Source organism: Leucobacter sp. CX87 (assembly GCF_018682295.1).
Lineage (GTDB): Bacteria > Actinomycetota > Actinomycetes > Actinomycetales > Microbacteriaceae > Cx-87.
Map to the genome: position 1 here is coordinate 10827 of NZ_JAFIRI010000005.1, position 24996 is coordinate 35822.

Sequence of the window (24996 nt, forward strand, 5' to 3'; positions counted from 1 at the left end):
TGCAATCTCATTTGCGAGTATCGCATATCCGGCTAAAAATGGAACCATGACTCAGCAAACATGGGATGCCATCGTGATCGGGGGCGGCGCAGCAGGGCTCAGCGCCGCGCAGACGCTCGGACGTTCGTTGCGCAAGACGCTCGTGATCGACGCGGGCGATCCGCGCAACCGATTCACGGCGCACGTGCACAACGTGCTCGGCCTGGACGGAAAGACGCCCGAGGAACTCGGCGAGATCGGGCGAGCCGAGGCCGCGCGATACGGCGTCGAGTTCCGCTCGGGGCTCGTGCAAACGGTGACCGAAACGCCTGACGGCCTGCGGGTCACGCTTGAGGGCGAGGCGAGCGAGGCGCTCGACACCCGCGCGCTCATCGTGGTGACCGGCCTGACGGATGTGCTTCCGGACATCCCTGGTCTGGCGGAGCGCTGGGGGCAGAGTGTGCTGCACTGCCCGTACTGCCACGGCTGGGAGGCGCGCGGCGGCCGAATCGGCATCGTGACGACCTCGCCGATGGGGATGCATCAGGCCAAGCTGCTGCGGCAGTGGAGCCACGACGTGACGGTGTTTAGCGCCGGGCTTGGCGAGATCGACGCGGAGACCGCGCGCGGGTTCGCGGCGCGCGGCGTGACGCTCGTGGCCGACCCGGTCGTGAGGATTGAGGGAGAAGGCACGCAGGTGTCGGCGGTCGTCACCGGGCGAGGAGGCGATTACCCCGTCGATGCGGTGTTCGTCACGAGCGCGATGCAGCCCAGGGACGAGTTCCTGGCAGACCTCGGGTTGGAACGAAACGACCTGCCGTGGGGGAACTTTCTCGTGGTCGACGCGATGGGTCAGACGAGCCACCCGCGCATCTGGGCGGCTGGCAACGTCGTGCATGGCCCGGCGGTCGTGCCCGTTGCGATGGGCGCGGGTGTCATGGCCGCGGCCGCGGCAAACTTTGCGCTCGTGGAGGAGGACTACGCCCTGGCCGTCGCCGAGGAGGCCTCTCCCGCTCCGGCGCAGGCGCACGGGCACAGACACGGTGAGATCGAGCAAGACCCAGTGGCGTTCTGGGAGAACCACTACGGCGGTGCCGGGCCGGTCTGGTCGGGCAAGGTCAACGCTACTCTCGCCGCGGTCGTGGCAGAGCTCGCCCCGGGACGCTCGCTCGACCTGGGCTCAGGCGAGGGCGGCGACGCGTTGTGGCTCGCCCAGCGTGGCTGGCAGGCGACCGGCGTCGATATCTCTGCCACCGCGGTGGCGCGCGCAAACGAGGCGGCAGCGGCGGCCGGGCTCTCGGAGAATCGCGCACGCTTCGTGGTCGCTGACCTGGCGACGCTCGGTGATCGGGAGCTCGCTGAGCTCGGGCTCACCGGCATGGACCTTGTCAGCGCAAGTTTCTTTCAGTCACCCGTCGAGCTGCCCCGCGCGACCATTCTGCGAGCCGCGGCACGCCTGGTCGCGCCGGGTGGGCATCTTGTGCTCGTTTCGCACGCCGCGGCGCCGTCGTGGGTCACCTTTGAGCCTGGCGCCGAGCCGGTCTTCCCGAGCCCCGAGAGCGAGCTTCGCGACCTCGGGATCGCGCCGGGCGGCGAGCATGCGCAGGAGTGGGAGACGCTGCGCGCCGAAGTTGTGCAGCGCGAGATCCTCGACCCCGAGGGGCGACCGGCGACCATCGGCGACAGCCTCGTCGTCTTGCGCCGGATCGCCTAGTAGGCGGCGCAGGGCCCGGCGGCAGCGCTTGCGAGTGAGCAACCGGGCCCGACCGAGCCGCGCCCGAGGTAGAGGCGCACCGCGCTCGCGCCGAGGGCATCGAGCACCCCGATGCGCACGGCCGCGACATCAAACCTGCGCGCGGGCAGGCTCGCCCAGTCGGAGGGTTCGGGGTTTCCCGTCAGGGGATCGTTCTGCGCATTCACTGTGACCGCGACTACCCCGCTCAGGAAGAGCCGCGTATAGACATTCGATACCGCGTTCAGAATGGGCGTGGTGAGGGCGGTCACGGCGCCGGGCAGCGTGCGAAAGACATTCACGACACCATTCACCGCATTCGCGACGATGCCGCCCAGGCTGCTGACGAGGGTGCTCAGGAGCAAGTTCAGGACGGCGCTCAGGACCCCGGAGATCAGCGCGGTTACGGCTGGGACAAGGTTGGGCAGGAGCACGAGGGAGGCGGTCGTGGTGAGGGCGCCAAGGGTTCCCGTCGTGGAGGCCGAGATGTGGCCAATAGCCACCTCAACCGGCAGCACGAGGAGTACAACGGTCACGACAAGGTGGACAGCGGTCGATACGTTGAGGGTGATTGCATTGATCGCCGCGGTGAGCGCGGTCGTCACTGAGCTCAGCCACCCGTTCAGCGCTGTCGTGAGGGCCCCGGTCAGGGCGGTGGCGATCGCTGGGTCTGCGAGCAGATTGGTGTTCGGAGGCAGTCCGTTCAGGCCCTGCGCGTAGGAGCCGGGGTAGGCGGCCTGCAGGAGCGCCGCGGTGTCAACGCGAACGACGCCCGACGACGGGCTGATCGTCAGCACGCCCCCGGGGTCGGAAATGGTCGTGGTGAGCAAGCCACGCACCGCCGTGAGGTCGATCGAGGCGGACAATATGCTCACCTCTACGCTGCCGAGCTTGAGAATCGACCCTTGCCCGCTCGATCCGAGCACCCCGTTCAGCAGCGTAGTGACGCCGCTCACAATAGAAGTCTTCACATCCGGATTGCTCGTCAGGCCATTCACCGTCGTCTCGAGCGAGTTGATCGTGCCCGCGACGCCCGTGATGAGGCCGCCGACGGTTGGCGACGTAATCTCAGTGCGCACCGACGCGGCGAGGTACTCGCGCACAAGCCCGGCCGTGGCCCCGCTCGCCCAGGCCGCGGCGCAGGCGTCGTTGGCCGCGCGACCGGCGACCGCACCCGAGGTGAGCGAGACGTCGGTGACGCCGGCCAGGGTGGATGCGACCCCGGGGTTCACCGATCCGAGCAGTTGCGAGAGCCGAAGCGTGGCTAGCTCGGGATAGCCGGCCGCCGGCTGCAGCCCGATCCCGCCGGTGTTCGTGAGAAACCCGCTGGCCCCCGCTGCGATCCCGCTGCCCCTGGCCTGCCCGAACTGGCCGAGCACTCCGGTGCTGGTGTCGAGAGGCAGCTTCAGGATCCCCTGGCCGAGGTTGATGTTGACGCCGCTGAGCGCGGTGACATTCAGGGGGTCGGCAAACGCGCTGGGCATTCCGGGGACGGCGTTCACCCCTGCGGGGGTCGTCGTCGTCGTGGTGCCGTTGTTGGTGACGAGTGTTCCCGACGCCTCGGCGAGGGTGTCGAGATTGACCCCCAGTAGCGCACCGCTGAGCGCACGGCCCTCGCCCCGGGTGGTGAAAGTGCCCTCCGGTGCCGGGCAGGGAACGGTGCCGACCCCTGCACGGGACCATTCGGAGTCGTTCCAGCTGGCGTCGGTGACAACGCCCCCCTGGGCGACGAGGGCAAGGGCTACGGCGACGGCGGCGAGCACGACCCCGAGTCCGCGCTGCCGCAGCGCCGGGCGTGGGAGGCGGCTCATGCGTCGCCTCCCACGCCCGAGCCCGCGCGGGCGGCCCGGCGCAGCAGAACTCCCCAGCCGATGCCGAGCAGCCCCAGTGCGAGCGCGCTGAGGGCAAGGGCGTCTGAGCCGGTCGCGGCGAGCGGCGCCGGTGCATCGACCGCGGGCGGCGATTGACCCGAGCTATGCAGGGCGAGGCCGACGCGTGCGTCCTGCCCCGCAACGTCAGCGCTCGCCGCCGACGGCGGCAGGTGCAGTGTCACGAGCAGCTGGCGGGGTTGCGCCGCCTGTAGCTCGGCAAGGGGAAACAACACCCCGCTCGACGCGGTTGCGATGGCGACCAGCGGGGTGGGCGGGACGACCGGCAGCGTCGTCCCCGCGCACATGGGGACCTGGCTCGAGCCGGCACTCGCGAACGTGAAGTCCTGCGAACAGGCACTGACCGAGGCGCTCATCCCGAACGAATCGACGAGGGCGCCGTCGGCGCGGAACTCGAGCGAGAGCGTGCCGCTGTCGGCGTCGGTGAGGCGCGCCTCAACCAGCCAGTGCATGGTGTCGCCCGGGGCGAGTGTGCCCCAGAGCGGCGTCTCGCTGGAACGCGCGATACTGAGCATGCCTGGAGAACCGGTTTCGGTGACCTCCAGAAAGGTGGCCGATGCGCGAACGACCGTGAGCGCGCCTCCCAGTGCAACCATCAGGAGCCCGGCGAACAGAACCGCAGCGGCGGAACGGCCCCGGCCCCGCGCCGATGCCAGAACACTGAACGCGAGCGGCGCATCGCGCATGGCCGCCGTCACGGGGAGGCGCCCGCGAGTACGCTCGACGGCTGGCCAGGGGTGCTCGTCTCGCGCCTCGGCCAGAACGCCCACGTGACGAGGGCGCCGGCGAGCAAGGTGAGCGAGCCCATGCCGATGGGTGATTGGACCACCATGAGCGCGGCACCGAGCCGCGGCACTGCGAATACGGTCCGTCGCGCTTCCGTGACCACGTAGGGTCTCGCGTCGACGGTGGCGTTGGCGTCGCCTTGGAGCACGAGCTCACGCGCGCCCGGAGGTGCCGCCAGCTCAGGAGGCGGCGTGCGCACTTCCACCACGCGGTGCGTGACTGGCAACGCCTCGCCGTCTCGCTGCACGGTTACCACGTCGCCCGTCCGTAACTCGGCGGCGGTAACCGGCACCGTCACCGCCATCGATCCCTGCGGGATGGTCGGCGACATCGATCCTGTCCGAAACGTGACGAGCGTCGCGTCGGTTGTCCATGAAAAGACAAACCAGCAGGCAAGTGTCAGCGCCGCCGCCGCGACCATGATGGCGACGGCGGCGCTTGCAATCCTGGCAACCATGCCGGGAGCTCTCTGCAGCGTGAGCGGTGAGGCGCGAGGCTTACGGCGCAGACACCGAAGCGAACTCCCACGCGGGCGCGATCGTTCTGCCCTGCAGGGTGTCGGGTGAGCCCGCCGGGAGCGTCAGTGCAAAGCAGTAGTGCTGCGTCGAACCGGCCGCGGCGCTGAGCGATTGTGTGGCAGTGGCTGCTGTCGCGAGCGTGGCGTTCGTCGCGATCTGGGTCCAGCCCGTGCTCACGAAGCCCGTGCTGCACGCCGTGGCCGGGGTTGCGCCCTCGTCGGTGTACACATCCACCCGGACGGCGTTCCAGAGGGCGTCGGCGGTATCGTTCACGGTGATGCCGGTTGCCGCGACGGCCCCCTGCAGCGTAACCGTGCCGGCCACCGAGGTCAGAGTCGTGCGCAACGCGACGGGTGCATATGTCGTGTCGCCCGGCGACAACGTGAGCGCACCTGCCGAGAAGGAAAGTCCGTTGCCCGGGTTGTTCTCGAAGTCCGCGAACGTGCCCTCGACGAACGGTGACGATGCATTCTGCTGCACCTCAAAGACGTCGGTTCCGACCCCGGGGGTGGTGTTCGCGCCACCCCACACCCACTCCGAGTCGTTCCAGCTCGCGAGCGTGTAGGTCGCCCCCAATCCGACGACGAGTGCGCCGGCGGTGAGTGCGGCGGTCTTGCGAGTGTTCCAGCGTCGTGCACTGCGTTCAGTCATGAAAATCTCCCCCATTGATATGAAATTCGGGGAGGGTGACGCAACTGCCTGGAATCTTCACTCGCCCCGGAACTGAGCAAGCAGTGGGCGATCTGTGAGATCCCCCAACCTCTTGTTTGGGCGACAGTAGCAGTGAAATGTAGACCGTGGGTAAGAAATTTTACCGCGGGGCGAGTCGCGCACTGGCCAACGAAAAAAAGGGGGCAGGATCCGTCGCGCGGATCCTGCCCCCTTCGTCGTGCGTGCAGCCTAGGGCAGCAGGCGCGTCGGGCCGCGGAAGAGGTACGTGACCTCGCGGATCGACGTCTGGTGCAAGAGCAGCATCAGGACGCGGTTCAGGCCCATGCCGAAGCCGCCGTGCGGCGGGACGCCGTAGCGGAAGAAGTCCAGGTAGAACGCGAGTTCTTCCGGGTCCATCCCCTTTTCGATGGCCTGCGCCTCAAGGACCTCGATGCGGTGTTCGCGCTGCGCGCCGGTCGAGATCTCGGTGCCGTTGAAGAGCAGGTCGTAGCTCTTCGTGAGCTCCGGGTTCTCCTCGTTGCGCATGTGGTAGAACGGGCGAATCGAGGCGTCGTAGTCGGTGAGGAAGACGAACTCGTGGCCGTACTTTTCCTTGACGTAGGCCGAGATCTGGCGCTCACCCTCGGGGTCCATGTCGGCGTCGGTGCGGGGCACCTCGTAGCCGCGCTCCTTCACGATCTCCTTGGCCTCGGCCAGGGGAATGCGGGGGAACGGGCGCTCGGGGACAGTGACCTCGACCTTGAAGTGCTTCAGGATCGCCTCGCCGTGCTTCTCCTTGACCGCGGTGAGGCCGGCGACGATGAGCTCCTCGTGGAGCGCCATGACGTCCTCGTGCGAGTCAATCCAGCTGAGCTCGGTGTCGACCGAGGTGAACTCGGTCGCGTGTCGCGAAGTGAACGAGGGGTCGGCGCGGAACGCCGGGGCGATCTCGAAGATGCCGCCGAAGCCTGCGGCCTGCGCCATCTGCTTGAAGAACTGGGGGCTCTGCGCGAGGTACGCCTTCTCGCCGAAGTACTCGACCTCGAAGAGCTCGGCGCGCGACTCGGAGGCGCTGGCCATGAGCTTGGGGGTGTGGATCTCAATGAAGTCGCGCTCGACCCAAACCTGGCGCATCGCGTGCTCGAACGTGGTCTGCACGCGGAAGATGAGCTGCTGCTCGGGGCGACGCAGATCGAGGAAGCGCCAGTCGAGGCGCTTGTCGAGGCTTGAGTCGTCGGCGATCGGGGTCTCGGGAAGCGCCGCGGCGACCACCTCGATCGTTTCGATCTGCACCTCGACGCCGCCGAGCTTGACGCGCTCGTTGTGCTGCAGTTCGCCCGTCACCGTGATGAACGTGCCGTGCGTGAGTTCGGCGATCGTGGTGGTGCGTGCCAGCAGGATGTCCGAGCGCGGATTCTCGGGATCGGCCTCGCGCAGCACGCCACCGTTGACGAGCTGCACTGCGCCGGTCTCGTCGCGCAGGACGACAAACTGGACGTAGCGCTGGTCGCGCACCTTTTCGACCCAGCCGGAAACACGGACAACGCCGTCTTCGAGGGCGGGCAGATCCTTGATCTTCACTCGTTCAGTCACCCGCACAGTCTATCGGGCGTGGCGGGGTCGCAGGATCCTGCCATTCTGCGCGGGAAGCTCCGACGAGAAGTCTCAATCTGCGGCTTCCCGGCGATTGAAGCCGCAGATTGAGACGCATCGGCGGGGTTTGCAGGGTTTGGGGGTTTGGGGGTTTAGTGGTTCGCGGGTTCGCGGGTTCGCGGGTTCGCGGGTTCCGGGGTAGCGAGGCCGAACTAGGATTCTGGCATGCGGAATGCACCCCCGCGGCGTGAGACGCCGTCGTACCCGATCGCGTCGGTCGACCACGCCTTGCGCTTGATCCAGCTGTTGCGGGACGTGGGCCCCATTCGGGTGGCTGACGCGGCCGAGGAGCTCGGCGTCGCGCCATCGACCGCGCACCGGGTGCTCGCGATGCTGGTCTACCGGGACTTCGCGATTCAGGACGAGGCCAGGCGATATCACCCCGGGCCGGCTATCGGTCAGGCGCCGTTGATCCAGGAGTGGACCCAGCAGCTGCGCGCCATCGCCCGGCCATTTCTCGAGGCACTCACTCGCGACGCCGACGAGACGAGCAACCTGATGATCCGGGTCGGCGCGCGCGTCCGCTTCCTCTTGACGGTGGAGGCGGCGGGGCAGCAGCATATCGGCGACCGCCAGGGCATCATTCTCCCCGCGCTGTATACGGCGGGCGGTCGGGCGCTGCTCGCCGAGCTGCCGGCGCGCTCGATCGAGCAACTGGTGACCGGACCGCGTGCGAGCCGCTCGGGCGACGTACTGGTCGCGAGCGAGCGGCGCCGGCTACTCGCCGAGCTCGCGGCCGTGCAGGTTCGGGGCTACGCGCGCAACGTCGACGACAGCGAGTACGGGCTGAGCGCGGTCGGGGCGGTCGTGCGAGACGCCTCGGGTGTTGCGGTCGCCGCCATCGCCCTGGCAATGCAGTCCGCCCGGGCGGAGCAAAGCGCTGAGTCGAGCTACGCGGACCGCGTGCTGGCGTGCGCGGGCAGGATCAGTGCCGAGCTCGCCTCGGTCGACTTCCGGGTGGGGGCGCTCGGTGCCTGACCCCGGCACGGCTGTATCCCCGGCGCCTGCCATCCCTCGCCGCGACCTCCCTCACCGAGGCCTCCAGCCGCCATCGAGCTTGCGCAAGGGGCTGCTTCGTCGGCCGTGAAGCAGCCCCTTGCGCAAGCTCGGCGCCGAGAGAGGGGGGAAGAAGGGGGAGAGGGGGAGAGGGAGAGGAGGGGGAGCCTCGATTCTGTAGGGCAGAATTGCGACGCGCGCGTCGTGACCGCGCGGCTACCGTCGTCCACATCGAGGCGCGCGTGGCATCCAACGAGCGAGTAAACGTGCGCCCCACCTACAAGCAGAGGAGGACGCCCGTGTCGCACGACGAACTGCCCCCGGCCGCAACCCATGAGTCGGTGCACGACGCGATGGCCGCGCCGCCCACCCCCGAGGAAGAGATCAAGCTCGCCGCGCTCTACGAGCGCATGAATCGTGAGCACATGATCCCGCTCTGGACCGAGATCGGCGACCTTATGCCGATGGAGCCGAGCCCGAAGGCGGTGCCCCACGTCTGGCGGTGGAATGAGATCCTGCCCGTCGCGGAGGCGGCAGGTGAGCTCGTTCCCGTCGGAAGAGGTGGCGAGCGCCGCGCCATCGCGCTTGCAAACCCGGGCCTGGGTGGGCGACCCTACGCCACCCCGACGCTCTGGGCCGCCATCCAGTACCTCGGCGGCCACGAGGTCGCCCCCGAGCATCGCCACTCGCAGAACGCGTTCCGTTTCGTCGTCGAGGGCGAGGGGGTCTGGACGGTCGTCAACGGAGACCCGGTCGCCATGCGCCGCGGCGACTTCCTGCTCACTCCGGGCTGGAACTTCCACGGCCACCACAACGAGACCGATCAGCCGATGGCCTGGATCGACGGTCTCGATATCCCGTTCGCGCACTATGCCGACGTGGGGTTCTTTGAGTTCGGGATCGATCGGGTCACCGACGAGGCGACGCCTGAGATTTCCCGCTCCGAGCGCCTCTGGTGCCACCCCGGCCTCCGGCCACTCTCGGGGCTGCAGTCCACCGTGAACTCCCCGATCGGCGCGTACCGCTGGGAGCACACTGACCGCGCGCTCACGGAGCAGCTGCTGCTCGAAGACGAGGGTGTGCCGGCCACGGTCGAGCCCGGCCACGCTGCGGTGCGCTATGTGAACCCGACGACCGGCGGTGACGTGATGCCGACCATCCGCGCCGACTTCCACCGGTTCCGGCCCGGCGCGCAGACGCGCACGGTGCGCGAGGTCGGCTCGAGCGTCTACCAGGTCTTCTCGGGCCGGGGTGAGTTCGTGCTCAACGGTGAGGTGCGCCGCGTCGAGACCGGCGACCTCGTCGTCGTCCCATCGTGGGCGGCCTGCCAGATCAACGCGGAGACCGAGTTCGAGCTTTTTCGCTTCGGCGACCAGCCCATCATCGAACGCCTGAACTTCGACCGCCGCTTTATTGAGGGAGAGAACGCATGAGACTCGCAACACTTCGCACGAATACCGGCACGACCGCCGCCCGGCGAGAGGGCGACCAGTACATTCCGATTGCCGGTGCCGCCGACGTCGGTGCGCTCTTGCAGGATCCTGCCTGGAGGGAGCGCGCCGCCGCCGCGACCGCGGAGGAGGCCGGGGCCATTGCGGTGGAGGCGGCTGAGCTGGATCCCGTGATCCCGCACCCCGGAAAGATCCTGTGCGCCGGCCTGAACTATGCCTCGCATATTCGTGAGATGGGGCGCGAGCTACCCGAGCACCCCACGCTGTTCGCGAAGTTCGCGCAGACGCTGACCGGTCCGTTCGACGATGTGGCGATTCCGCCAGAGGACGACGCGATCGACTGGGAGGCCGAGCTCGCGATCGTGATTGGGATCGGCGGGCGTCGTATCCCCGAGAGCGAGGCGGCCGCGCACATCGCGGGCTTCACGGTCGCCAACGACGTCTCGATGCGCACCTGGCAGTTCCGCACGGTCGAGTGGCTGCAGGGCAAGATTTGGGACCGCAGCACCCCGCTCGGCCCCGAGCTCGTGACCACGGATGAGGTCGCCCCCGACGCGCGGATCCGGACTGTCCTTGACGGCGAGGTCATGCAGGACGGCCAGATCGGCGATCTGGTGCACGGGCCCGAATTCCTCGTCTCATATGTCTCGACCATTCTCGAGTTGCACCCGGGCGATGTCCTGCTCACGGGGACGACCGGCGGCGTCGGGCGTGCCCGCACCCCGGAGGTGTACCTGCGACAGGGCCAGCTGCTGGAGACCGAGATCGACGGCATTGGGGTGCTGCGCAACCGAATCGTCGCTGAGTCGGCCGCCGTGGGCGCCGGCACCGCGACCGTGTCCGCGCCGGAAGCGGGGTAGCGCGGTGGCTGCCCGCCCAGACCTGGCCAGCGACCCAGCGGTGCTGGCCGACCTCCTCGATGCCCGGCGGGCCACCGCGTTCGCGGCGAGGGCGCTCGTGCAGCTCAGTGACGCTGAGCTGGATGGACCGTCCCTCGTCGCGGGCTGGACACGCCGGCACGTCGTCGCGCACCTTGGCTACAACGCCCGCGCGCTCACCCGCCTGGTGCAGTGGGCGAACGCGGGGATGGAGATCCCCATGTACGCGTCGCCGAAGCAGCGAGATCGAGAGATCGAGGTCGGGGCTACGCTGCCGCCGAGGGCGCTTCGTCACCTGTTCGACCACGCCGCCATCAGCCTGAATGTCGAGTGGCGGGACAGCCCCGATGCTGCGTGGCGCTCGATCGTGCGCACCGCGCAGGGGCGAGAGGTGCCACTTGCCGAGGTGCCCTGGCTGCGTACCCGGGAGCTTTGGGTGCACGCGATTGACCTCGACAACGGAGCGAGGTTCTCTGACCTTCCCCGGCACGTCGCGGCGCGCCTGTTGGGCGACATCGCGTCGGTCTGGTCCTCCCGGGGGCTCGACTGCGGCTACCTCCTCACTGACGCATCGGGCGAGCGGATCGCCAGCTCAACGGGATTGACGTCACGCGAGGTGCAAGGCTCTCCCGCTGACCTCGTGGCGTGGGCCACGGGTCGCGCTCGCGCGAGTGAGCTCGCTCGCCTCACGGAGGTCTTGGACGGCGGAGAGCCGCGCGTTCCCGCGCCTGCGCCGCGCTGGATCTAGCCCGTTCTCGGCCAGCGACTGGGGGTGTGGCGCGCGTGTAACTCCCCATGCGGGAAAATGTTACGCATGCGATCTACATCCCCAGTTGCGCTCCACTCAAATCCATGTATTGTTGGCCATGCGTAGATAGTACGTACACGTACTATCTGGTTCGATGAGGCTCGCACCAACCGCATGCTCCACGCCTCGCCCAGCAACTGATCATCATTCTGATGAACTCAAAGGAGAGATTCATGAAGCAACGACGCGCACTCCTCGTGCCCCTCGTCATCGCCGCGGTCGCGGCCCTCGTTACCGGCTGCAGCGGCACGGCAGCCGCAGACAGCGACGCCTCCGCCGAGGGCGGGATCGACACGCTTCGCGTGGCCACCATCGACATGGAGGGCTCCATCCCGCTGCTGCTCGGCATGGAACAGGGCATCTTCGAGAAGCACGGCATCGAGATTGAGACCGCGTTTTCCCCGTCGTTTGATGGCACGATGGCCGCCGTCATGAACGGCCAGGCGGACGTCGGGTTCGCAGCCTCGCCGCCGATGGTGCGCGCGATCGCCAAGGGCGCGCCCATCACCGCGGTCGGGCAGACCGCCGCGATCGCCGCGGACGAGGTCGCGAACGTCGACGCCATCGACCCCGCGATCACGAGTCCGAAGGATCTTGAGGGCCGCACCGTCGCCGTCGGGTCGCTCAACGACCTCGGGTCGATCGGCGTGAAGGTCGCCGTCGCGAAGGACGGCGGAGACCCCGCCCTGGTCAAGTTCGCTGAAGTGCCCCTTGCCCAGCGTCTCGCCGCGCTGCAGGAGGGCCGTATCGACGCCGCCATCTTCCTCGGTGCCGCCTCGATCGAGGCCCGCGAGACCGACGGCGTCAACGTCATCTTCCAGTACACCTCGGCCTTCCCCGCCGGCAGCCCCCTGGACATGTACTTCTCGCAGGTCGACTACGCCGACAAGAACGCCGAGGTGCTCGAGCGTTTCCGCGCGGCGCTGACCGAAGCCAGCGAGTACGCAAACGCCAACGAGGAGGCCGTCCGCGCCGAGATCGCGCGGCTCTTCGCGGAGGTGCCCGGTGGCGACCACGCGGCCGAAGTGATGGACCTGACCCACTTCAGCACCGAGATCGACCCCGAGGCCCTCATGGGTCTGCAGGACGCGATGGTCACCTACGGCGGTCTCGAAGCGGCGGTCCCGGCAGAACGCTTCTTCTCCTTCGAGAACAAGTAGTAGCGCCTCGAGCGCAGGAAGGACGATCATGAAGCTCCGGACAGGACTCCTCGGCGCACTGGGCGTGCTCATCGCCCTCGGCGTGTGGGAGGCCGTATCTCGCCTCGGCATCGTGCCCGAGACCTCGCTGCCGCCTGCGTCACAGACGCTGCAGCGGCTGGCAGTCGAGCTCGGCCGCCCGGAGACATGGCTCGGGACTGTCCAGACCCTGGCCCAGGCCGGCGTCTCCGTCGCGATCTGCATCGCGCTGGCGGTCCCGCTCGGGATCCTGATTGGTCGCGTGCCGCTCGCGGACCGCTACACCCGCTCCACGATCGACTTCCTGCGCTCGGTGCCCGGCATCGCGCTTGTTCCCCTGCTGCTGCTGTTCATCGGTGCGAAGCCCGAGATGGTGATCTCCCTCGCCGTGTTCGTCGCGTTCTGGCCGCTACTGATCCAGACCATCGAGGGCGCGCGCTCGGTCGAACCGGTCGCCCTCGAGATGGCGCGTGCCTTCCGGCTCGGCCGGGCGCGGACGCTGCGCCGCATTGTGTTGCCGGCTACCACGCCGCAGATCATCACGGGACTGCGCATGGCCGTCACGATCTGCTTGCTCGTGACCGTGGGCGCGCAACTACTCTCGGGTGCCCCCGGCCTCGGCCAGCAGATCGCGATCGCCAACACCAAGGGCGACGGCCTCGGCGTCTACGCGATCGGCATCTGGACCGGCCTGCTCGGGATCCTCGTCAACCTCGCCCTCCGCGCCGTCGAGAAGCGCTTGCTCTCCTGGCATATCGCCGCAACCAAGATGGGGCTCGCCGCATGAAACGCCTCCTGACCTCGCGGGCCGTGGCCGCCTTGGCGCTGCCGATGCTGCTCGCTGTCGCGATCCTGGTCTTCGCCTCGCTCAGCACGAACATCTTCATCTCGAGCCCCGCCGAGGTGTGGCAGCGGTTCGTCGCATGGTGGCCCGCGGGTTGGCACACCGACCTGGTGCCGAGTCTGCGAAACGTCCTCGTCGGCTTCCTGCTCGCGTCGATCGTGGGCATTGGCCTCGGGATCCTGCTGGGCACGTCGCGCGTGCTGCGCGAGCTCTGCACGCCGATGATCGACTTCATTCGCGCCGTGCCGGACGCGGCGGTCGTGCCTTGTCTGCTCCTGATCTTCGGGTTCGAGCCCGGCACCCGAGTGCTCGTCGTGTTCCTGAGCTCGATCTGGCCGATCCTGATCGGCACGATCGACGGGGTGCTGGCCATCGACCCGCGTCAGCGCGAGATGGCCCGTGCCTTCCGCGTGCCGCCCGTGCAGCGCTTCTTCCGGCTGCTGCTGCCCGCCGCGAGCCCGCAGATCCTGTCGGGCATCAAGGTCGGCCTGACGGTTGCGATCGTGGTCGTCGTGATCAGCGAGATGTTCGGCTCGACCGAAGGCCTCGGCTACTTCATCATCGCCTCGCAGCGCCAGTTCGACGTGGCGGGGGTCTGGCTCGGGACGATCATCATCGCGCTCATCGGCTACTTGCTAAACACCGGCTTCGGCTCACTGCAACAGCGGCTCTTGCGCTGGCACCCCTCCTACCGGGACGCTCGATGACGATGCGCCCCTCCGATCCGAAGGAGATCACTGTGACTACCCCGACTATTGATGTGCACGAGACGATTCCCGTCGGAGCGCCAGCACCCGTTCTTGAAGCGCGCGGGCTCACCAAGCGGTACGGCGACGGCGACCAGCAGCGCGCCGTCCTGCAGGGCGTGAATCTGTCGCTCGCGGCGAACGAGTTCGTCTGCATCGTGGGGCACTCCGGCACGGGCAAAACGACGCTGCTTCGCTGCCTCACCGGCCTCCTCGCGCCGAGCGAGGGCACCGTCAGCTTCAAGGGAGAGCCGGTCACGGGGCCGCCTGAGGGGCTCGCGATTGTGTTCCAGGACTACTCGCGATCACTGCTGCCGTGGCTGTCGGTCGAGCGTAATATCGCGCTGCCGCTCGAGGGCAAAGGGCATGTCCGCGAGGAGCGCGAGCGCCGTGTCGCCGAGGCGATTGACGCCGTCGGACTGTCCGCCCACGCGAAGAAGCTGCCGCACGAGCTCTCGGGCGGTATGCAGCAGCGCGTTGCGATTGCGCGCGCCCTGGCCTATCAGCCGACGGTGCTCGTTATGGACGAGCCCTTCGCGAGCGTCGATGCCCAGACGCGTTCGGAGCTCGAGGACCTCACGCTCCGGCTGAAGGATCAGTTCCACACCTCCGTCCTGCTCGTCACCCACGACGTCGACGAGGCGGTATACCTGGCCGACCGCGTGATCGTGCTCGGCGGTGCGCCGGCGCGGGTCGTGCGCAGCGAGGAGACTGGTCTCGGCCCCGACCGCGACCAGATCGAGACGAAGGCCACGCCGCGGTTCGCCGAGGTGCGCGCCGAGATCCTGCGCGAAATCCGCGCGCAGTCGATGGGCACAAGCCCCACCCAACTTTTGCAGCAGATCGGAATGGAGGTCGCCCCGTGAGCGACGCACACCCCCGCATGAGCGAGGCATTGACTGCCGACTCGGTCGCCTCGGGCGTCCCGTACTCGGCCTCGAGCGACTACGCCGACCCGACCTGGGGTTTCATGGCGCGCCTGCGCCGGCTGACCCAGCTGTACACGGCCGCCTGGAGTGCCCGGGTCTCGTCCGAGATCACCTCGACCCAGTTCGGCGTGCTGTCGTCGCTCAACGCGATTCCGGGGCAGGATCAGGGCACCCTCGGCCAGAGCCTCTCGATGGATAAATCGAGTACCGCGGACGTCGTGGGCCGGCTCTCGAAGCGGGGCTACGTGCGCGTGCTGCGCGACGAGGCGGATTCTCGCCGCAAGATCCTGATGCTCGCCCCCGAGGGGCTCGAGGTGCTTGAGCAGTTGCGCCCGCGCGTCACCGCGCTGCGCAACGGCGCCTTCGCCGACTTCGACCAGGCGGGACGCGGCCAGTTCCTGACCGACATGAGCCGACTCATCGAGACCCTGGAGCGCGCGGAAGACGCGAGCTAGCCCGACCGGGCCTACCCCCTTTTTCCTCACACTTTGAAAGGATCCGAGCAACCATGAGACTCGTCCTCCTCGGCACCGCCGGCGGCCCCCGCCCGGCAGTCCAACGTTCCGCCCCCGCACAGGCCATCTTGCACAACGGCGAGCTGCACGTCATCGACTGCGGCAATGGAGTCGCCCGCCAGCTCGCCCTCGCCGGGATTCCCCGCGACATCCTCACCGGGATCTACATCACCCACCACCACGCCGACCACATGATGGATCTCGGTGCCCTCCCGCTGATCGCGTGGACGGACGGACGGGATCGCCCGATGGACCTGTATGGTCCCCCCGGAACCGCTGGCATGGTCACGGACTTCCTCAGCATGACCGAGCCCGAGATCACTGCGCGCACCCAGACCACCGGGCGCACCCCGTTCGCCGAGCTGCTGCGCACAGAAGAGGTCTCGGTCGCGGGAACGGTGCGCGAGGCCGGCGGCCTGCGCGTTTCGGCGGCACTCGTCGATCACCAGCCGTTCGACGTCGCCCTCGGGTACCGCTTCGACGCGGATGGCGAAGCGATCGTGTTCTCGGGAGACACCCGTTTCTCGCCCGCGCTCATCGAGCTCGCGCAGGGCGCCGACGTGCTCGTGCACGAAGCGATCTACCCCGAAGCGCTGGGCGTGCAGATGGCCGGCGCGCGCGCCGAGACGCTGCGTCGCCACCTCACTTCGTGCCACACGACAGCAGAGGAAGCCGGACGAGTGGCGACAGAGGCGGGGGTGCGGACCCTCGTGCTCTCGCACCTCGTCCCCGGCACCGACGCGGTGAGCGACGAGATGTGGCGCGACGCCGCGGCGCGCGCGTTCGACGGTGAAATTCTCGTCGGGCACGACCTTGAAGAGGTGCCAGTCGGCACCGCCGTTGCGGAAGGGGTCCTCGCATGAGTGGCAGCACCCGCACCGACGAATTCGACTCGGGAATCGCCTCGGCCAATGGCGCTGAGCTCTACTACGAGCTGCGGGGGAGCGGGCCGACGCTCGTGCTCATCCCGGGCGCGAGCGGCGACGCGGGCATGTTCAGCCGCGCGGCGGACGAGCTCGCGCGAGACTTCCGCGTGCTCACCTATGACCGCCGAGGGAACTCGCGCAGCGTGGCCCCGGAGGGCTGGGACACGACGACCGTGGAAGAGCAGGCCGCCGATGTCGCGGCGCTGATCGCGGCGTTGGACCTCGGACCCGCCTTCGTCTTTGGCAACAGCAGCGGCGCCACGATCGCGCTTGGCGTTGCCCTGCGCCACCCAGAGGTGCTGCGCGCGGTCGTCGCGCACGAGCCACCAAAGATCGGCACCCTGCCAAACCGCGACGAGTTCCTGGCCGGCCTCGTCGCCCGCATGCGCGCGGCGATCGACCGCGGCGGCTACGCGGCGGCGGTCGAGGATTTCCACGGCTGGCTTGTCGGCGAGGGCGAGGAGGATCAGCCGGAGCTGCGCGCGCGGGTGCAGGGCAACGGTGAGAACTGGATCGAGCGCGAGCTCGGCGTGATTGACCGCTACGACCCCGCCGCCGAGCTGATCGCGGAGCGTACCGCGCCACTCACGGTCGGCATCGGCACAGCGGGTGGCACCGAACTGCACACCGAGCTGCTCGCCACCTATCGCGCCGCCCTCGTCGCCCTCGCCGCGCAGTACGGCGCCGAGTTCGCCGAGTTCTCGGGCGCGCACGTGCCCTACGAGACGATGCCCGCGGTCTTCGCCGCGGAGCTCACGGCGGTCCTGCGCGCAATGGCGTAGGGCTGGCTGCGGGGTCGCAGGATCCTGCGCCTCGCGGACTGAACTCTCCTCGAGAAGTCTCAATCTGCGGCTTCCCAGCGATTGAAGCCGCAGATTGCGACGCCTCGACGGGGTGGCGGCGCGGCGGGGTGGCGGCGCGTCCGGGGACTGGCGAGTCCGGCGGACTGGCGTGTCCGGCGGGCTGGCGCGTCCGGGGTGACCGGGGAGAGTGGCCAGCCCACGACGTCCTGTGACGGGGCGGGCTGGCCCCGGGGGTGAAGCCTGGCCCGACCCCCGAACTCCCAGCCACGCCGAACGTAGAATGGGCATGTGAGCGACAAACTCCTGCACCTGGTGCGCCACGGCGAGGTCTATAACCCCGACGGCGTACTGTACGGACGACTTCCCGAGTTCCGTCTGTCCGAGCGCGGCCATGCGATGGCCGAGGCCGCCGCGCTTGAACTCGCTGGCAGCGACCGCATCGTGCGCAAGCTCGCGGCGTCTCCGCTCGAGCGCACGCAGCAGTCGGCGCGGCCCATCGCGGGCGCACTCAGCCTCGAGATCGTGACCGATGCGCGCATCATCGAGCCCACGAACGCCTTTGAGGGGCTGAAGAATTCGGGCCCTGACGCCGCGTTCAAGAACCCGAAGCACTGGCTCAAGTTCATCAACCCGTTCCGTCCGAGCTGGGGCGAGCCTTACCGCTCGATCGCCTCGCGCATGCGTGACGCGATGAACGACGCGTGGGACGCAACCGACGGCGGCGACATCGTCTTCGTCACGCACCAGGCGCCCATCTGGGTGACCCACCTCGACGTCGCGGGCAAGGCGCTCTTCCACGACCCCCGCTCGCGCCGCTGCGAGCTTTCGAGCATCACGACCTTCGAACGCCGCGGCGAACGCTGGTTCGAGGTCGACTATCGCACTCCCGCCGCCGACCTGGTCGCCGGGGCGAAGGACGTTGGGGCGGTATGACCCAGCGCAGTACCCGCAGGCGCACCCTCGCGCTCGCCGCACTCCCGCTCGCGCTCGCCGCAGCGCTGACTGGCTGCTCGGGCGGCGGCGATACGCTCGCCCAGCAGTGGGCGGACGGCAGCGATAAAGGGTTCATCGCAGGCGACGGCACCACCACCTCGATCACCCCTGAGGCGCGCACCCAGCCCGTCGAGTTCACGGGCGAGGGAGAGCAGGGCGAAACCATCGTCTCTGCCGACTATGTGGGTACTGTCACGGTGGTGAACTTCTGGTACGCCGGCTGCGCGCCGTGCCGCGCCGAGGCCCCCGACTTGGCCGAGATCGACGCCGAGTACGGCGATGACGAGGTGCGCTTTCTCGGGGTGAACACGCGTGATCAGGCCGCTCAGGCGCTGCAGTTCGCGAAGGAGTTCGAGATCGAGTACCCCTCGATCATGGACTCGGTCGGCGACCGAGCCGTGCAGCGCGCGTTCGCGGGCCAGATCCCCCTCAACGCGGTGCCCACGACGCTCGTGCTCGACCGCGAGGGCCGCGTGGCCCACCGCGTGGTCGGCCAGATCGCGTCTGCCTCACAGCTGCGCACCCTCGTGAAGGAAACCCTGGCAGAGGACGCGGCGTAGCCCCAGTGGACATTCAGCAGACGGTGGCCGACGGGCAGATGCTCGTTGCCCTCGCGGTATCGCTTGCCGCGGGCCTGATCTCCTTCCTATCCCCGTGCGTGCTCCCGCTCGTGCCGGGGTATCTCGCGTACGTCGGCGGCGTGGCCGGATCCGGCGTACGCACCGGCGACGAGAAGGCCGACGCGCGCCGCGATCGCCGCCGGGTCGTGACTGGCGTGCTGCTGTTCATCGCCGGCTTCTCGCTGGTTTTCGTGCTGATGATGGCGCTTGCGGGCACCGTCGGCGCCTGGCTCGTGCAGTGGGAGGGCGTCATCACCCGGGTGATGGGCGCGATCGTCATTCTCATGGGCCTCGTGTTTATGGGGCTCTTTGGCGGCTTCCAACGCACGAAAAAGTTGCACGTGAAACCAAAGGTCGGCCTGATTGGCGCGCCCGCGCTCGGCATTGTCTTCGCCATCGGCTGGACGCCCTGCCTCGGCCCCACGCTCGCGACCATCATGACCCTCGGCCTGCAGACGCAGTCGACCGGGCGCGCAGTCATGCTCGGCCTCGCCTACTGCGTCGGCCTCGGCCTCCCGTTCCTCGCGGCCGCGCTCGGCTTTGGCTGGATGACCCAGGCCACCGGATTCTTCAAGCGCAATATCCGCACTGTCAACCTGATCGGCGGTGCGATGATGGTTCTCATCGGTCTGCTGATGGTGACCGGACTCTGGAGCATCATCATGTTCGAACTGCAGGCGGTGATTGGCGGCTATGTCACGCCCCTCTGATTTTTACGACGGCTCGATGCCGGCCTCGCAGAACACGGCCTACAAGGTCGAGTCGCCCGAGCTGGGCGTTCGGGGTTACCTGCGCTGGTTCTGGCGACAGCTGACGAGCATGCGGGTCGCGTTGATCCTGCTGTTGCTGCTCGCGGTCGCGGCCATCCCAGGATCCCTGCTGCCGCAGCGCAGCGCCGACCCGAACGGCGTCATTGCCTATCAAACCAATGACCCGAAGGCGTTCGCGATTCTCGACGCCTTCCCCATCCAGGCGTTCGACGTGTACGGCTCGGTGTGGTTCTCGGCGATCTACCTGCTGCTGTTCATCTCGCTCATCGGCTGCGTGCTGCCCCGCATCGCGCACCACTGGAAGGCGCTGCGCGGGGCACCGCCTAAGACGCCGGCCCGCCTCCAGCGCATGGCCGGCTTCGCCGAGACGCGCATCTCAAACCCCGAGTCGACTCCCACCGAGCGCGAAGCGTTCGCGACCCAGGCAATCGACGCCGCTGCGAAGATCCTGCGCCGCCAGCGCTATCGCGTGCAGACGCAGCGCACCGAGCGCCGCGGTATCGCTGAAGTTTCCGTGTCGGCCGAGCGCGGGTACCTCCGCGAAACCGGCAACCTGCTCTTCCACGTGGGCCTGGTCGGCGTGCTCGTGTTCGTCGGTGTCGGTGGCGCGCTCACCTTCCACGGCCAGCGCGTGATCGTCGAGGGTGAATCGATGGTCAACGCCATCATCGACTTCGACACGGTGAACCCGGGCCGCAGCTTTGACGAGGCGAGCCTGATCCCGTTCAGCCTGCGCCTTGACGACCTCGACGTCGTCTACGTCACGCCTGACGACGGCAATCTCGACGCGCTTGGGCAGGTGCGCGACTTCACCGCGTCGGTCACGCTGATCAAGCCCGACGGCACTGAATCGTCCGAGCAGGTCAAGGTGAACCATCCGCTGCGCGTCTACGGTTCGCAGGTCTACCTGCTCGGCAACGGCTACGCGCCGAAGCTCACGGTGCGCGACTCAGCCGGCGAGGTTGTCTTCCAAGAGGCCGTGCCGTTCATCCCGCAAGACACGAACCTCACGTCGCTCGGCGTCGTCAAGGTACCGGACGGCCTGGGCACGCAGCTCGGCCTGCGCGGGTTCTTCTACCCCACGAAGGCCGACCTCGACTCTGGCGCGTTCACTTCGAACTACCCTGACCTTGAGAACCCCGTGCTCACGATCGACGCATTCGTCGGTAACCTCGGCATCGACGAGGGTATTCCTCAGTCGGTATACGCGCTCGACACGAGCCAGATGGAGCAGCTCACCGGCCGCGGCACCGACGTCAAGTCGTTGCAGCTGACGCCGGGGGAGACGGTCCAGCTGCCGAACGGCCTCGGCTCGATCACGCTCGAGTCGGTGCCCCGTTACGTCTCGTTCGACGTGATGCGCAACCCGGCCCAGGTCTGGATCCTGGTCTTCGCGCTCATCGCGACCTTCGGCCTGCTGACCTCGCTGTTCGTCCCGCGTCGCCGCATGTGGGTAAAGGCGGTCCCGAGCGAGGACGGCGTCGTGCTCGAGTACGCCGCGCTCGCCCGCGGCGACGACCCAACGCTGGCGCGCGCAGTGGCCCAGCTGCGCGACGAGCACCGGGACAAGCTCTAGCGATTCGGGAGAGCGGCAGAAGGTGTCCTGCCGCCGCGCCCGCCCGGAAACCTACGCCGCGCGGTTCCAGAGCGCAGGGTACTCGTGCCCGAGCTCTCGCACGAGGCGGCGCAGCGCCGGCAGCGACAGCCCGATGACGCAGCTCGGGGCGCCCTCGATCGACTCGATGAACGCGCCCGCCAAACCGTCGATCGCGAAGCCCCCGGCGAGCTCAAGCGGCTCGCCCGTTCCGACGTACGCGCTGAGCTCCGCGTCCGTAACGTCGGCCGCGAGGTGCACCGTCGCGGTGTCGACGGCGCCCGCCGCACCCTGCGTGACCCCGCCGCGGTGGTCGATCAGCCAGTGCCCCGAGTGCAGCACTCCTGATCGGCCGCGGTGATCCTGCGCCCGGGCCAACGCCACCTCGGGCAGGTGCGGCTTGCCCAGGATCGCGTCGTCCAGCAGGAACGCCGAGTCGCCGCCGAGCACGAGCCCGTCAATCTCGTGGCCGTGGCGCGCGACGACGTCCTCTGCCTTGACCCGGCCGAGGTACTCGACCATTTCGGGCGCGCTGAGGCGGCGGCCAAGCTCCGCTTCACGGGCCTCGACCGCGGCGCGTTCGTCGACCTCGGGTGAGAAGCAAATCGGCTCGATCCCGGCGGCGCGCAGCACCGAAAGCCGGGCGGGGGAGGTGGATGCGAGGACGAGTTGCAGAGTGCCGAGTTCCATGGGCCGAGTGTATCGAGCGAGCGAGGCGCACGCCGCGCACGCCTTCTCAGCCGCGGCCTGAGAGAATAGAGCACATGACCCAGAACGCAGCGCTCGCAATCGGCGACGAGATCGAACTTGAGATCACCAACCTCGCCCACGGCGGCGTGTGCGTGGCTCGCTATGAGGGCCGCGTGGTCTTCGTGGCCGACGCAATTCCCGGGGAGCGCGTGATGGCCCGCGTCACCGAGGCCCGTAAGAAGTCGTTCGTTCGCGCGAGCGTCACGCAGGTGCTCGAGGCGTCGCCCGATCGCCGCCCCCACGTCTGGCCCGAGGCCGACGTGTCGCGCGACCCCGACGATCGCGTCGGCGGCGCCGAGTTCGGTCACATCTCGCTGAAGAAGCAGCGCGAGCTCAAGGCGTTCGTGCTGCGTGACTCGATGTCCCGCATGGCGAAGATCGACATCGACGTCGCCGTCGAGGCAGCCCCCGGCGACCGCGATAACAACGGCCTCGGCTGGCGCACGCGCGTCCGCTTGAACGTCGACCCCGAGACCGGCATCGCCGGCCCCTTCGCCGCCCGCAGCCGCCGCGTCATCAAGACGAAGACGCTGCCGCTGGCTGACCCGCGCATCGTCGCGATCGCGCCGCTCGGCGAGCACATGCCGGACGTCGATTCGGTCGACCTCATCGCCCCGAGCGCCGATGACTCGCGCATGCTCATCACCTACACGGGCTCGCGCGAGCGCGCCGGCGAGAAAGACCTCATTCGCGAGTTCGTGGGCGAGCGCGGCTTCATGGTGCGCGCCGGCGGATTCTGGCAGGTGCACCGCGAGGCGCCCGAGGTGCTGTTCACGGCGATCCGCGACGCCGTCGCCGCGCTTGCGGAGGAGGGCCGCGTCGACGCGAACGCCGCAAACATGGACCTCTACGGCGGTGCCGGCCTCTTTGCCGCGGCCATGACCGAGGCCATGGGCGCGAACTTCAAGGTCACGAGCGTCGAGTCCGACGCCAATGCGACCGACGACGCCGCCGAGAACCTGGCCGAGCTCGTGGGCGCACGCGCCATCACCGAGCGCGTCGACCGTTATCTCGGCGGCCTGCTGCGCGAGGCGAACGCCGTCTCGCGCGAACGCATCCGCAACGCCACCGTCGTGCTCGACCCGCCGCGCTCGGGTGCGGGCGGAGAGGTCTGCCGCATGCTGGCCGAGCTCGCCCCGGCGAACCTCATCTACGTGGCGTGTGACCCGGTGGCGCTCGCGCGCGACGTGGCGACGCTCTCCGAGCTGGGCTACGAGCTGCAGTCGGTTCGCGGCTTCGACCTCTTCCCACACACGCATCACGTCGAGGCGCTCGCGGTGCTGCGCCGCAAGTAGCCCTGGCTGTTCCGCACAGCGACCCCGCACCGATTGGTGCGGGGTCGCTGTGTTTGGACGAATGCTGACAACATCGCGCGGATGTCTTCGCGGGCCGAGATACCAGTAGCCGTTTGAACTTCTCGCTGAACACGCAGAGACGGGCGCCCGCTGATGGGGCCCGCTCTCGCGATGGACTACTTCTTGGTGCCGACCAAGCTCTGCACCTTCTTCTTGATCACTTCGAATTCATCCTGTTTCTTGGCCACGAATTCGAGTGCTTTCACCCCCGTGGCGAGTGTCTCGGTGGCGAGTTCTCCGACGTCCGAGAACTTGTGGCTCACGTTGCCTGCCAGCCCACCCTCAAGCGCCAGGCGACTGACGAGATCGAGCCGCAGGATCTTGGATCCCTCGTTGAAGCTCATGTCGTGGAAGTCCACCCAGACCATGCCGGGGCGCGTCGTCGACTCGAACGCGTAGCGCTTGTTGGTGAGGTCGAGCACGACCTGCCAGATGGTTTGCGAGGCATCCGGCTTCCCCGGTTCCGGCGTGCGAAACGGCTGCGCGGCATTCCGGATAATGCTGAACATGGCCGCCATCGCGTCAACCTGCGTCTTGGGCTGGACCTGGTGTTCGACGTAGTAGAGGGCGCGAGCAAAACGATCACTCGCCAGCGTCGAACCCGGAAGCGGGCGGTCCCCGCCGAGACCCTCGTACACCTTGACGAGGTCGAGCTGCTTGTCGTAGGTGGGCGAATTGGTCATGACCTTGTAGTCGCGGCTGTGGTACACCTGCGGCTTGCCGTCCGTGTACTCGATGATCGCAGAGTCGCCGGTCGCATCATTGATTGCCAGGTGCAGCGTGGGCACCAAATGTCCGGTCGGATCGAAGAGCTGTGAGATCGCGACCTGCGACTCGTTGGTCCATTTGACCGCCTCGGCGACGGTCGAGAAATTGTCGAGGTAATACTGCAGCCAGACGGCCTGGCTCAACTGAGTTGCCGAGGCTGCCGGCTTTCCGTAGTTCGACTCGGCGAGCCACAGGATGTGCCCTGCAAAGCCTTCCTCGTTCATGCCGTCCGTAGCGATGAGATCGAAGGCGGTGGCGACGATGCTGCCGTACTTCGAACGCCACGTGAGGTTGCCGTTGACTCCGTCAGCGCGATCAATCCCGCGGGGGTACTTCCAGAGATTGGAGAAGAGGTCCATATGAAAATCCATATTCCGGCCAACGATGACTGATCCGTTCGCGTCTGCCCATACAACTCGTGTGCACATAGCTGTCGCACATCCTTTCTTGGATTCGTTTCCGGCACCGGTGTGACGCCGAAACTGGTGGGATTTAATGAGGTAAGGGGAGGGGCCGCCCTGCGGGAGACGCCGGGCGTGCGCTGAATCGCGCCGGCCTGGACGCCAGAAGACATATGCTCGCGATCTCCGTCGTCGAACAGGAGATCGCTCGGGCGCTTGCGGAAAGGTGCAGGTGTCGCTGGTAGATTGCGTCGTGCCTCCATCCCCCTGAACGCGCACTGCTTCGGACTCTTCACCCGGCGCCACTGCGTCACTGAGGCCCAGGCTACGGAGGCCCATGCCGGCGGTGAACAGCGGGCTGGCGATTTCACCAAAGGCGTCACCCGCGGCGTCACCCGCCCGTAACTATGAGTGACCCGCGGACTCGTGTTCGGCCCTGGTCCGGGCGTGTGACGGCAGTGGT

General features: G+C 68.1%; 24 protein-coding genes. 17 read left to right on the forward strand and 7 right to left on the reverse strand.

All coding sequences use genetic code 11. From position 1 onward, the window contains the following. Nucleotides 1-46 precede the first annotated feature (46 nt). The gene (locus tag KOE53_RS07245) at nucleotides 47-1693 is read left to right on the forward strand and encodes a bifunctional NAD(P)/FAD-dependent oxidoreductase/class I SAM-dependent methyltransferase (protein WP_188057959.1); all 1647 of its coding nucleotides are present in this window, start codon (nucleotides 47-49) and stop codon (nucleotides 1691-1693) included. Here KOE53_RS07245 and KOE53_RS07250 read toward each other — a convergent pair. From KOE53_RS07250 to aspS, 5 genes are all read right to left on the reverse strand, one after another. Beyond that, complete coding sequence (locus tag KOE53_RS07250) at nucleotides 1690-3522, reverse strand: choice-of-anchor G family protein (protein WP_188057960.1); 1833 nt, start codon at nucleotides 3520-3522, stop codon at nucleotides 1690-1692. The genes KOE53_RS07245 and KOE53_RS07250 overlap by 4 nt on opposite strands. Then, entirely contained in the window at nucleotides 3519-4196 is a 678-nt protein-coding gene (locus tag KOE53_RS07255) for a hypothetical protein (RefSeq protein ID WP_188057961.1), read from the reverse strand. Before KOE53_RS07255 ends, KOE53_RS07250 begins: the two co-directional genes overlap by 4 nt. 98 nt (nucleotides 4197-4294) lie before the next feature. Further along, a complete protein-coding gene (locus KOE53_RS07260) occupies nucleotides 4295-4843 on the reverse strand; it encodes a signal peptidase I (RefSeq protein WP_188057962.1) in 549 nt (182 codons plus the stop codon). Between the two features lie 40 nt (nucleotides 4844-4883). Next, nucleotides 4884-5555 carry an acyl-CoA dehydrogenase gene (locus tag KOE53_RS07265; RefSeq protein WP_188057963.1) on the reverse strand — a complete coding sequence of 224 codons (672 nt, stop codon included), beginning with the start codon at nucleotides 5553-5555 and terminating at the stop codon, nucleotides 4884-4886. A gap of 249 nt (nucleotides 5556-5804) precedes the next feature. Further along, nucleotides 5805-7148 carry an aspartate--tRNA(Asn) ligase gene (aspS, locus tag KOE53_RS07270; protein WP_188057964.1) on the reverse strand — a complete coding sequence of 448 codons (1344 nt, stop codon included), beginning with the start codon at nucleotides 7146-7148 and terminating at the stop codon, nucleotides 5805-5807. A gap of 225 nt (nucleotides 7149-7373) precedes the next feature. On the opposite strand from aspS, the gene KOE53_RS07275 reads away from it, so the two are divergent. From KOE53_RS07275 to resB, 15 genes are all read left to right on the forward strand, one after another. Continuing rightward, nucleotides 7374-8186, forward strand: a complete 813-nt coding sequence (locus tag KOE53_RS07275; RefSeq protein WP_188057965.1) for an IclR family transcriptional regulator — start codon at nucleotides 7374-7376, stop codon at nucleotides 8184-8186. Between the two features lie 371 nt (nucleotides 8187-8557). Then, a complete protein-coding gene (locus KOE53_RS07280) occupies nucleotides 8558-9637 on the forward strand; it encodes a cupin domain-containing protein (protein WP_188058235.1) in 1080 nt (359 codons plus the stop codon). Then, nucleotides 9634-10515 carry a fumarylacetoacetate hydrolase family protein gene (locus KOE53_RS07285; protein ID WP_188057966.1) on the forward strand — a complete coding sequence of 294 codons (882 nt, stop codon included), beginning with the start codon at nucleotides 9634-9636 and terminating at the stop codon, nucleotides 10513-10515. The genes KOE53_RS07280 and KOE53_RS07285 overlap by 4 nt, the downstream gene beginning before the upstream one ends. Nucleotides 10516-10519: 4 nt before the next feature. After that, nucleotides 10520-11281 (forward strand): maleylpyruvate isomerase family mycothiol-dependent enzyme, encoded by a 762-nt coding sequence (locus tag KOE53_RS07290; protein ID WP_188057967.1) that lies wholly within the window; start codon nucleotides 10520-10522, stop codon nucleotides 11279-11281. A gap of 233 nt (nucleotides 11282-11514) precedes the next feature. Then, on the forward strand, nucleotides 11515-12501 hold the full coding sequence (locus KOE53_RS07295) for an ABC transporter substrate-binding protein (protein WP_188057968.1): 987 nt from the start codon (nucleotides 11515-11517) through the stop codon (nucleotides 12499-12501). Between the two features lie 28 nt (nucleotides 12502-12529). Beyond that, nucleotides 12530-13306: an ABC transporter permease gene (locus KOE53_RS07300; RefSeq protein WP_188057969.1), complete on the forward strand. Its 777-nt coding sequence runs from the start codon at nucleotides 12530-12532 to the stop codon at nucleotides 13304-13306. Further along, nucleotides 13303-14070 (forward strand): ABC transporter permease, encoded by a 768-nt coding sequence (locus KOE53_RS07305; RefSeq protein WP_188057970.1) that lies wholly within the window; start codon nucleotides 13303-13305, stop codon nucleotides 14068-14070. The genes KOE53_RS07300 and KOE53_RS07305 overlap by 4 nt, the downstream gene beginning before the upstream one ends. Before the next feature lie 32 nt (nucleotides 14071-14102). Beyond that, entirely contained in the window at nucleotides 14103-14975 is an 873-nt protein-coding gene (locus KOE53_RS07310) for an ABC transporter ATP-binding protein (protein WP_353055607.1), read from the forward strand. Then, on the forward strand, nucleotides 14972-15493 hold the full coding sequence (locus tag KOE53_RS07315) for a MarR family winged helix-turn-helix transcriptional regulator (protein WP_188057971.1): 522 nt from the start codon (nucleotides 14972-14974) through the stop codon (nucleotides 15491-15493). Before KOE53_RS07310 ends, KOE53_RS07315 begins: the two co-directional genes overlap by 4 nt. 53 nt (nucleotides 15494-15546) lie before the next feature. Next, nucleotides 15547-16416, forward strand: coding sequence for an MBL fold metallo-hydrolase (locus tag KOE53_RS07320; RefSeq protein WP_188057972.1), 870 nt, complete (start codon nucleotides 15547-15549; stop codon nucleotides 16414-16416). Beyond that, nucleotides 16413-17261, forward strand: a complete 849-nt coding sequence (locus tag KOE53_RS07325) for an alpha/beta fold hydrolase (RefSeq protein WP_188057973.1) — start codon at nucleotides 16413-16415, stop codon at nucleotides 17259-17261. Before KOE53_RS07320 ends, KOE53_RS07325 begins: the two co-directional genes overlap by 4 nt. Before the next feature lie 309 nt (nucleotides 17262-17570). Beyond that, nucleotides 17571-18215 (forward strand): histidine phosphatase family protein, encoded by a 645-nt coding sequence (locus KOE53_RS07330; protein WP_188057974.1) that lies wholly within the window; start codon nucleotides 17571-17573, stop codon nucleotides 18213-18215. Then, nucleotides 18212-18835 carry a TlpA family protein disulfide reductase gene (locus KOE53_RS07335; protein WP_188057975.1) on the forward strand — a complete coding sequence of 208 codons (624 nt, stop codon included), beginning with the start codon at nucleotides 18212-18214 and terminating at the stop codon, nucleotides 18833-18835. Before KOE53_RS07330 ends, KOE53_RS07335 begins: the two co-directional genes overlap by 4 nt. Before the next feature lie 5 nt (nucleotides 18836-18840). After that, nucleotides 18841-19605 carry a cytochrome c biogenesis CcdA family protein gene (locus KOE53_RS07340; RefSeq protein WP_370566956.1) on the forward strand — a complete coding sequence of 255 codons (765 nt, stop codon included), beginning with the start codon at nucleotides 18841-18843 and terminating at the stop codon, nucleotides 19603-19605. Beyond that, nucleotides 19589-21241 carry a cytochrome c biogenesis protein ResB gene (gene resB / locus KOE53_RS07345; protein WP_188057976.1) on the forward strand — a complete coding sequence of 551 codons (1653 nt, stop codon included), beginning with the start codon at nucleotides 19589-19591 and terminating at the stop codon, nucleotides 21239-21241. The genes KOE53_RS07340 and resB overlap by 17 nt, the downstream gene beginning before the upstream one ends. Before the next feature lie 51 nt (nucleotides 21242-21292). Here the strand turns inward: resB and KOE53_RS07350 are convergent, their stop codons facing one another. Next, on the reverse strand, nucleotides 21293-21934 hold the full coding sequence (locus KOE53_RS07350; RefSeq protein WP_188058238.1) for a Maf family protein: 642 nt from the start codon (nucleotides 21932-21934) through the stop codon (nucleotides 21293-21295). An 89-nt stretch (nucleotides 21935-22023) separates the two neighbouring features. On the opposite strand from KOE53_RS07350, the gene KOE53_RS07355 reads away from it, so the two are divergent. Beyond that, the gene (locus tag KOE53_RS07355) at nucleotides 22024-23304 is read left to right on the forward strand and encodes a class I SAM-dependent RNA methyltransferase (RefSeq protein ID WP_188057977.1); all 1281 of its coding nucleotides are present in this window, start codon (nucleotides 22024-22026) and stop codon (nucleotides 23302-23304) included. A 176-nt stretch (nucleotides 23305-23480) separates the two neighbouring features. Here the strand turns inward: KOE53_RS07355 and KOE53_RS07360 are convergent, their stop codons facing one another. Then, nucleotides 23481-24872 carry a linear amide C-N hydrolase gene (locus tag KOE53_RS07360; RefSeq protein WP_353055608.1) on the reverse strand — a complete coding sequence of 464 codons (1392 nt, stop codon included), beginning with the start codon at nucleotides 24870-24872 and terminating at the stop codon, nucleotides 23481-23483. Nucleotides 24873-24996: the final 124 nt, after the last annotated feature.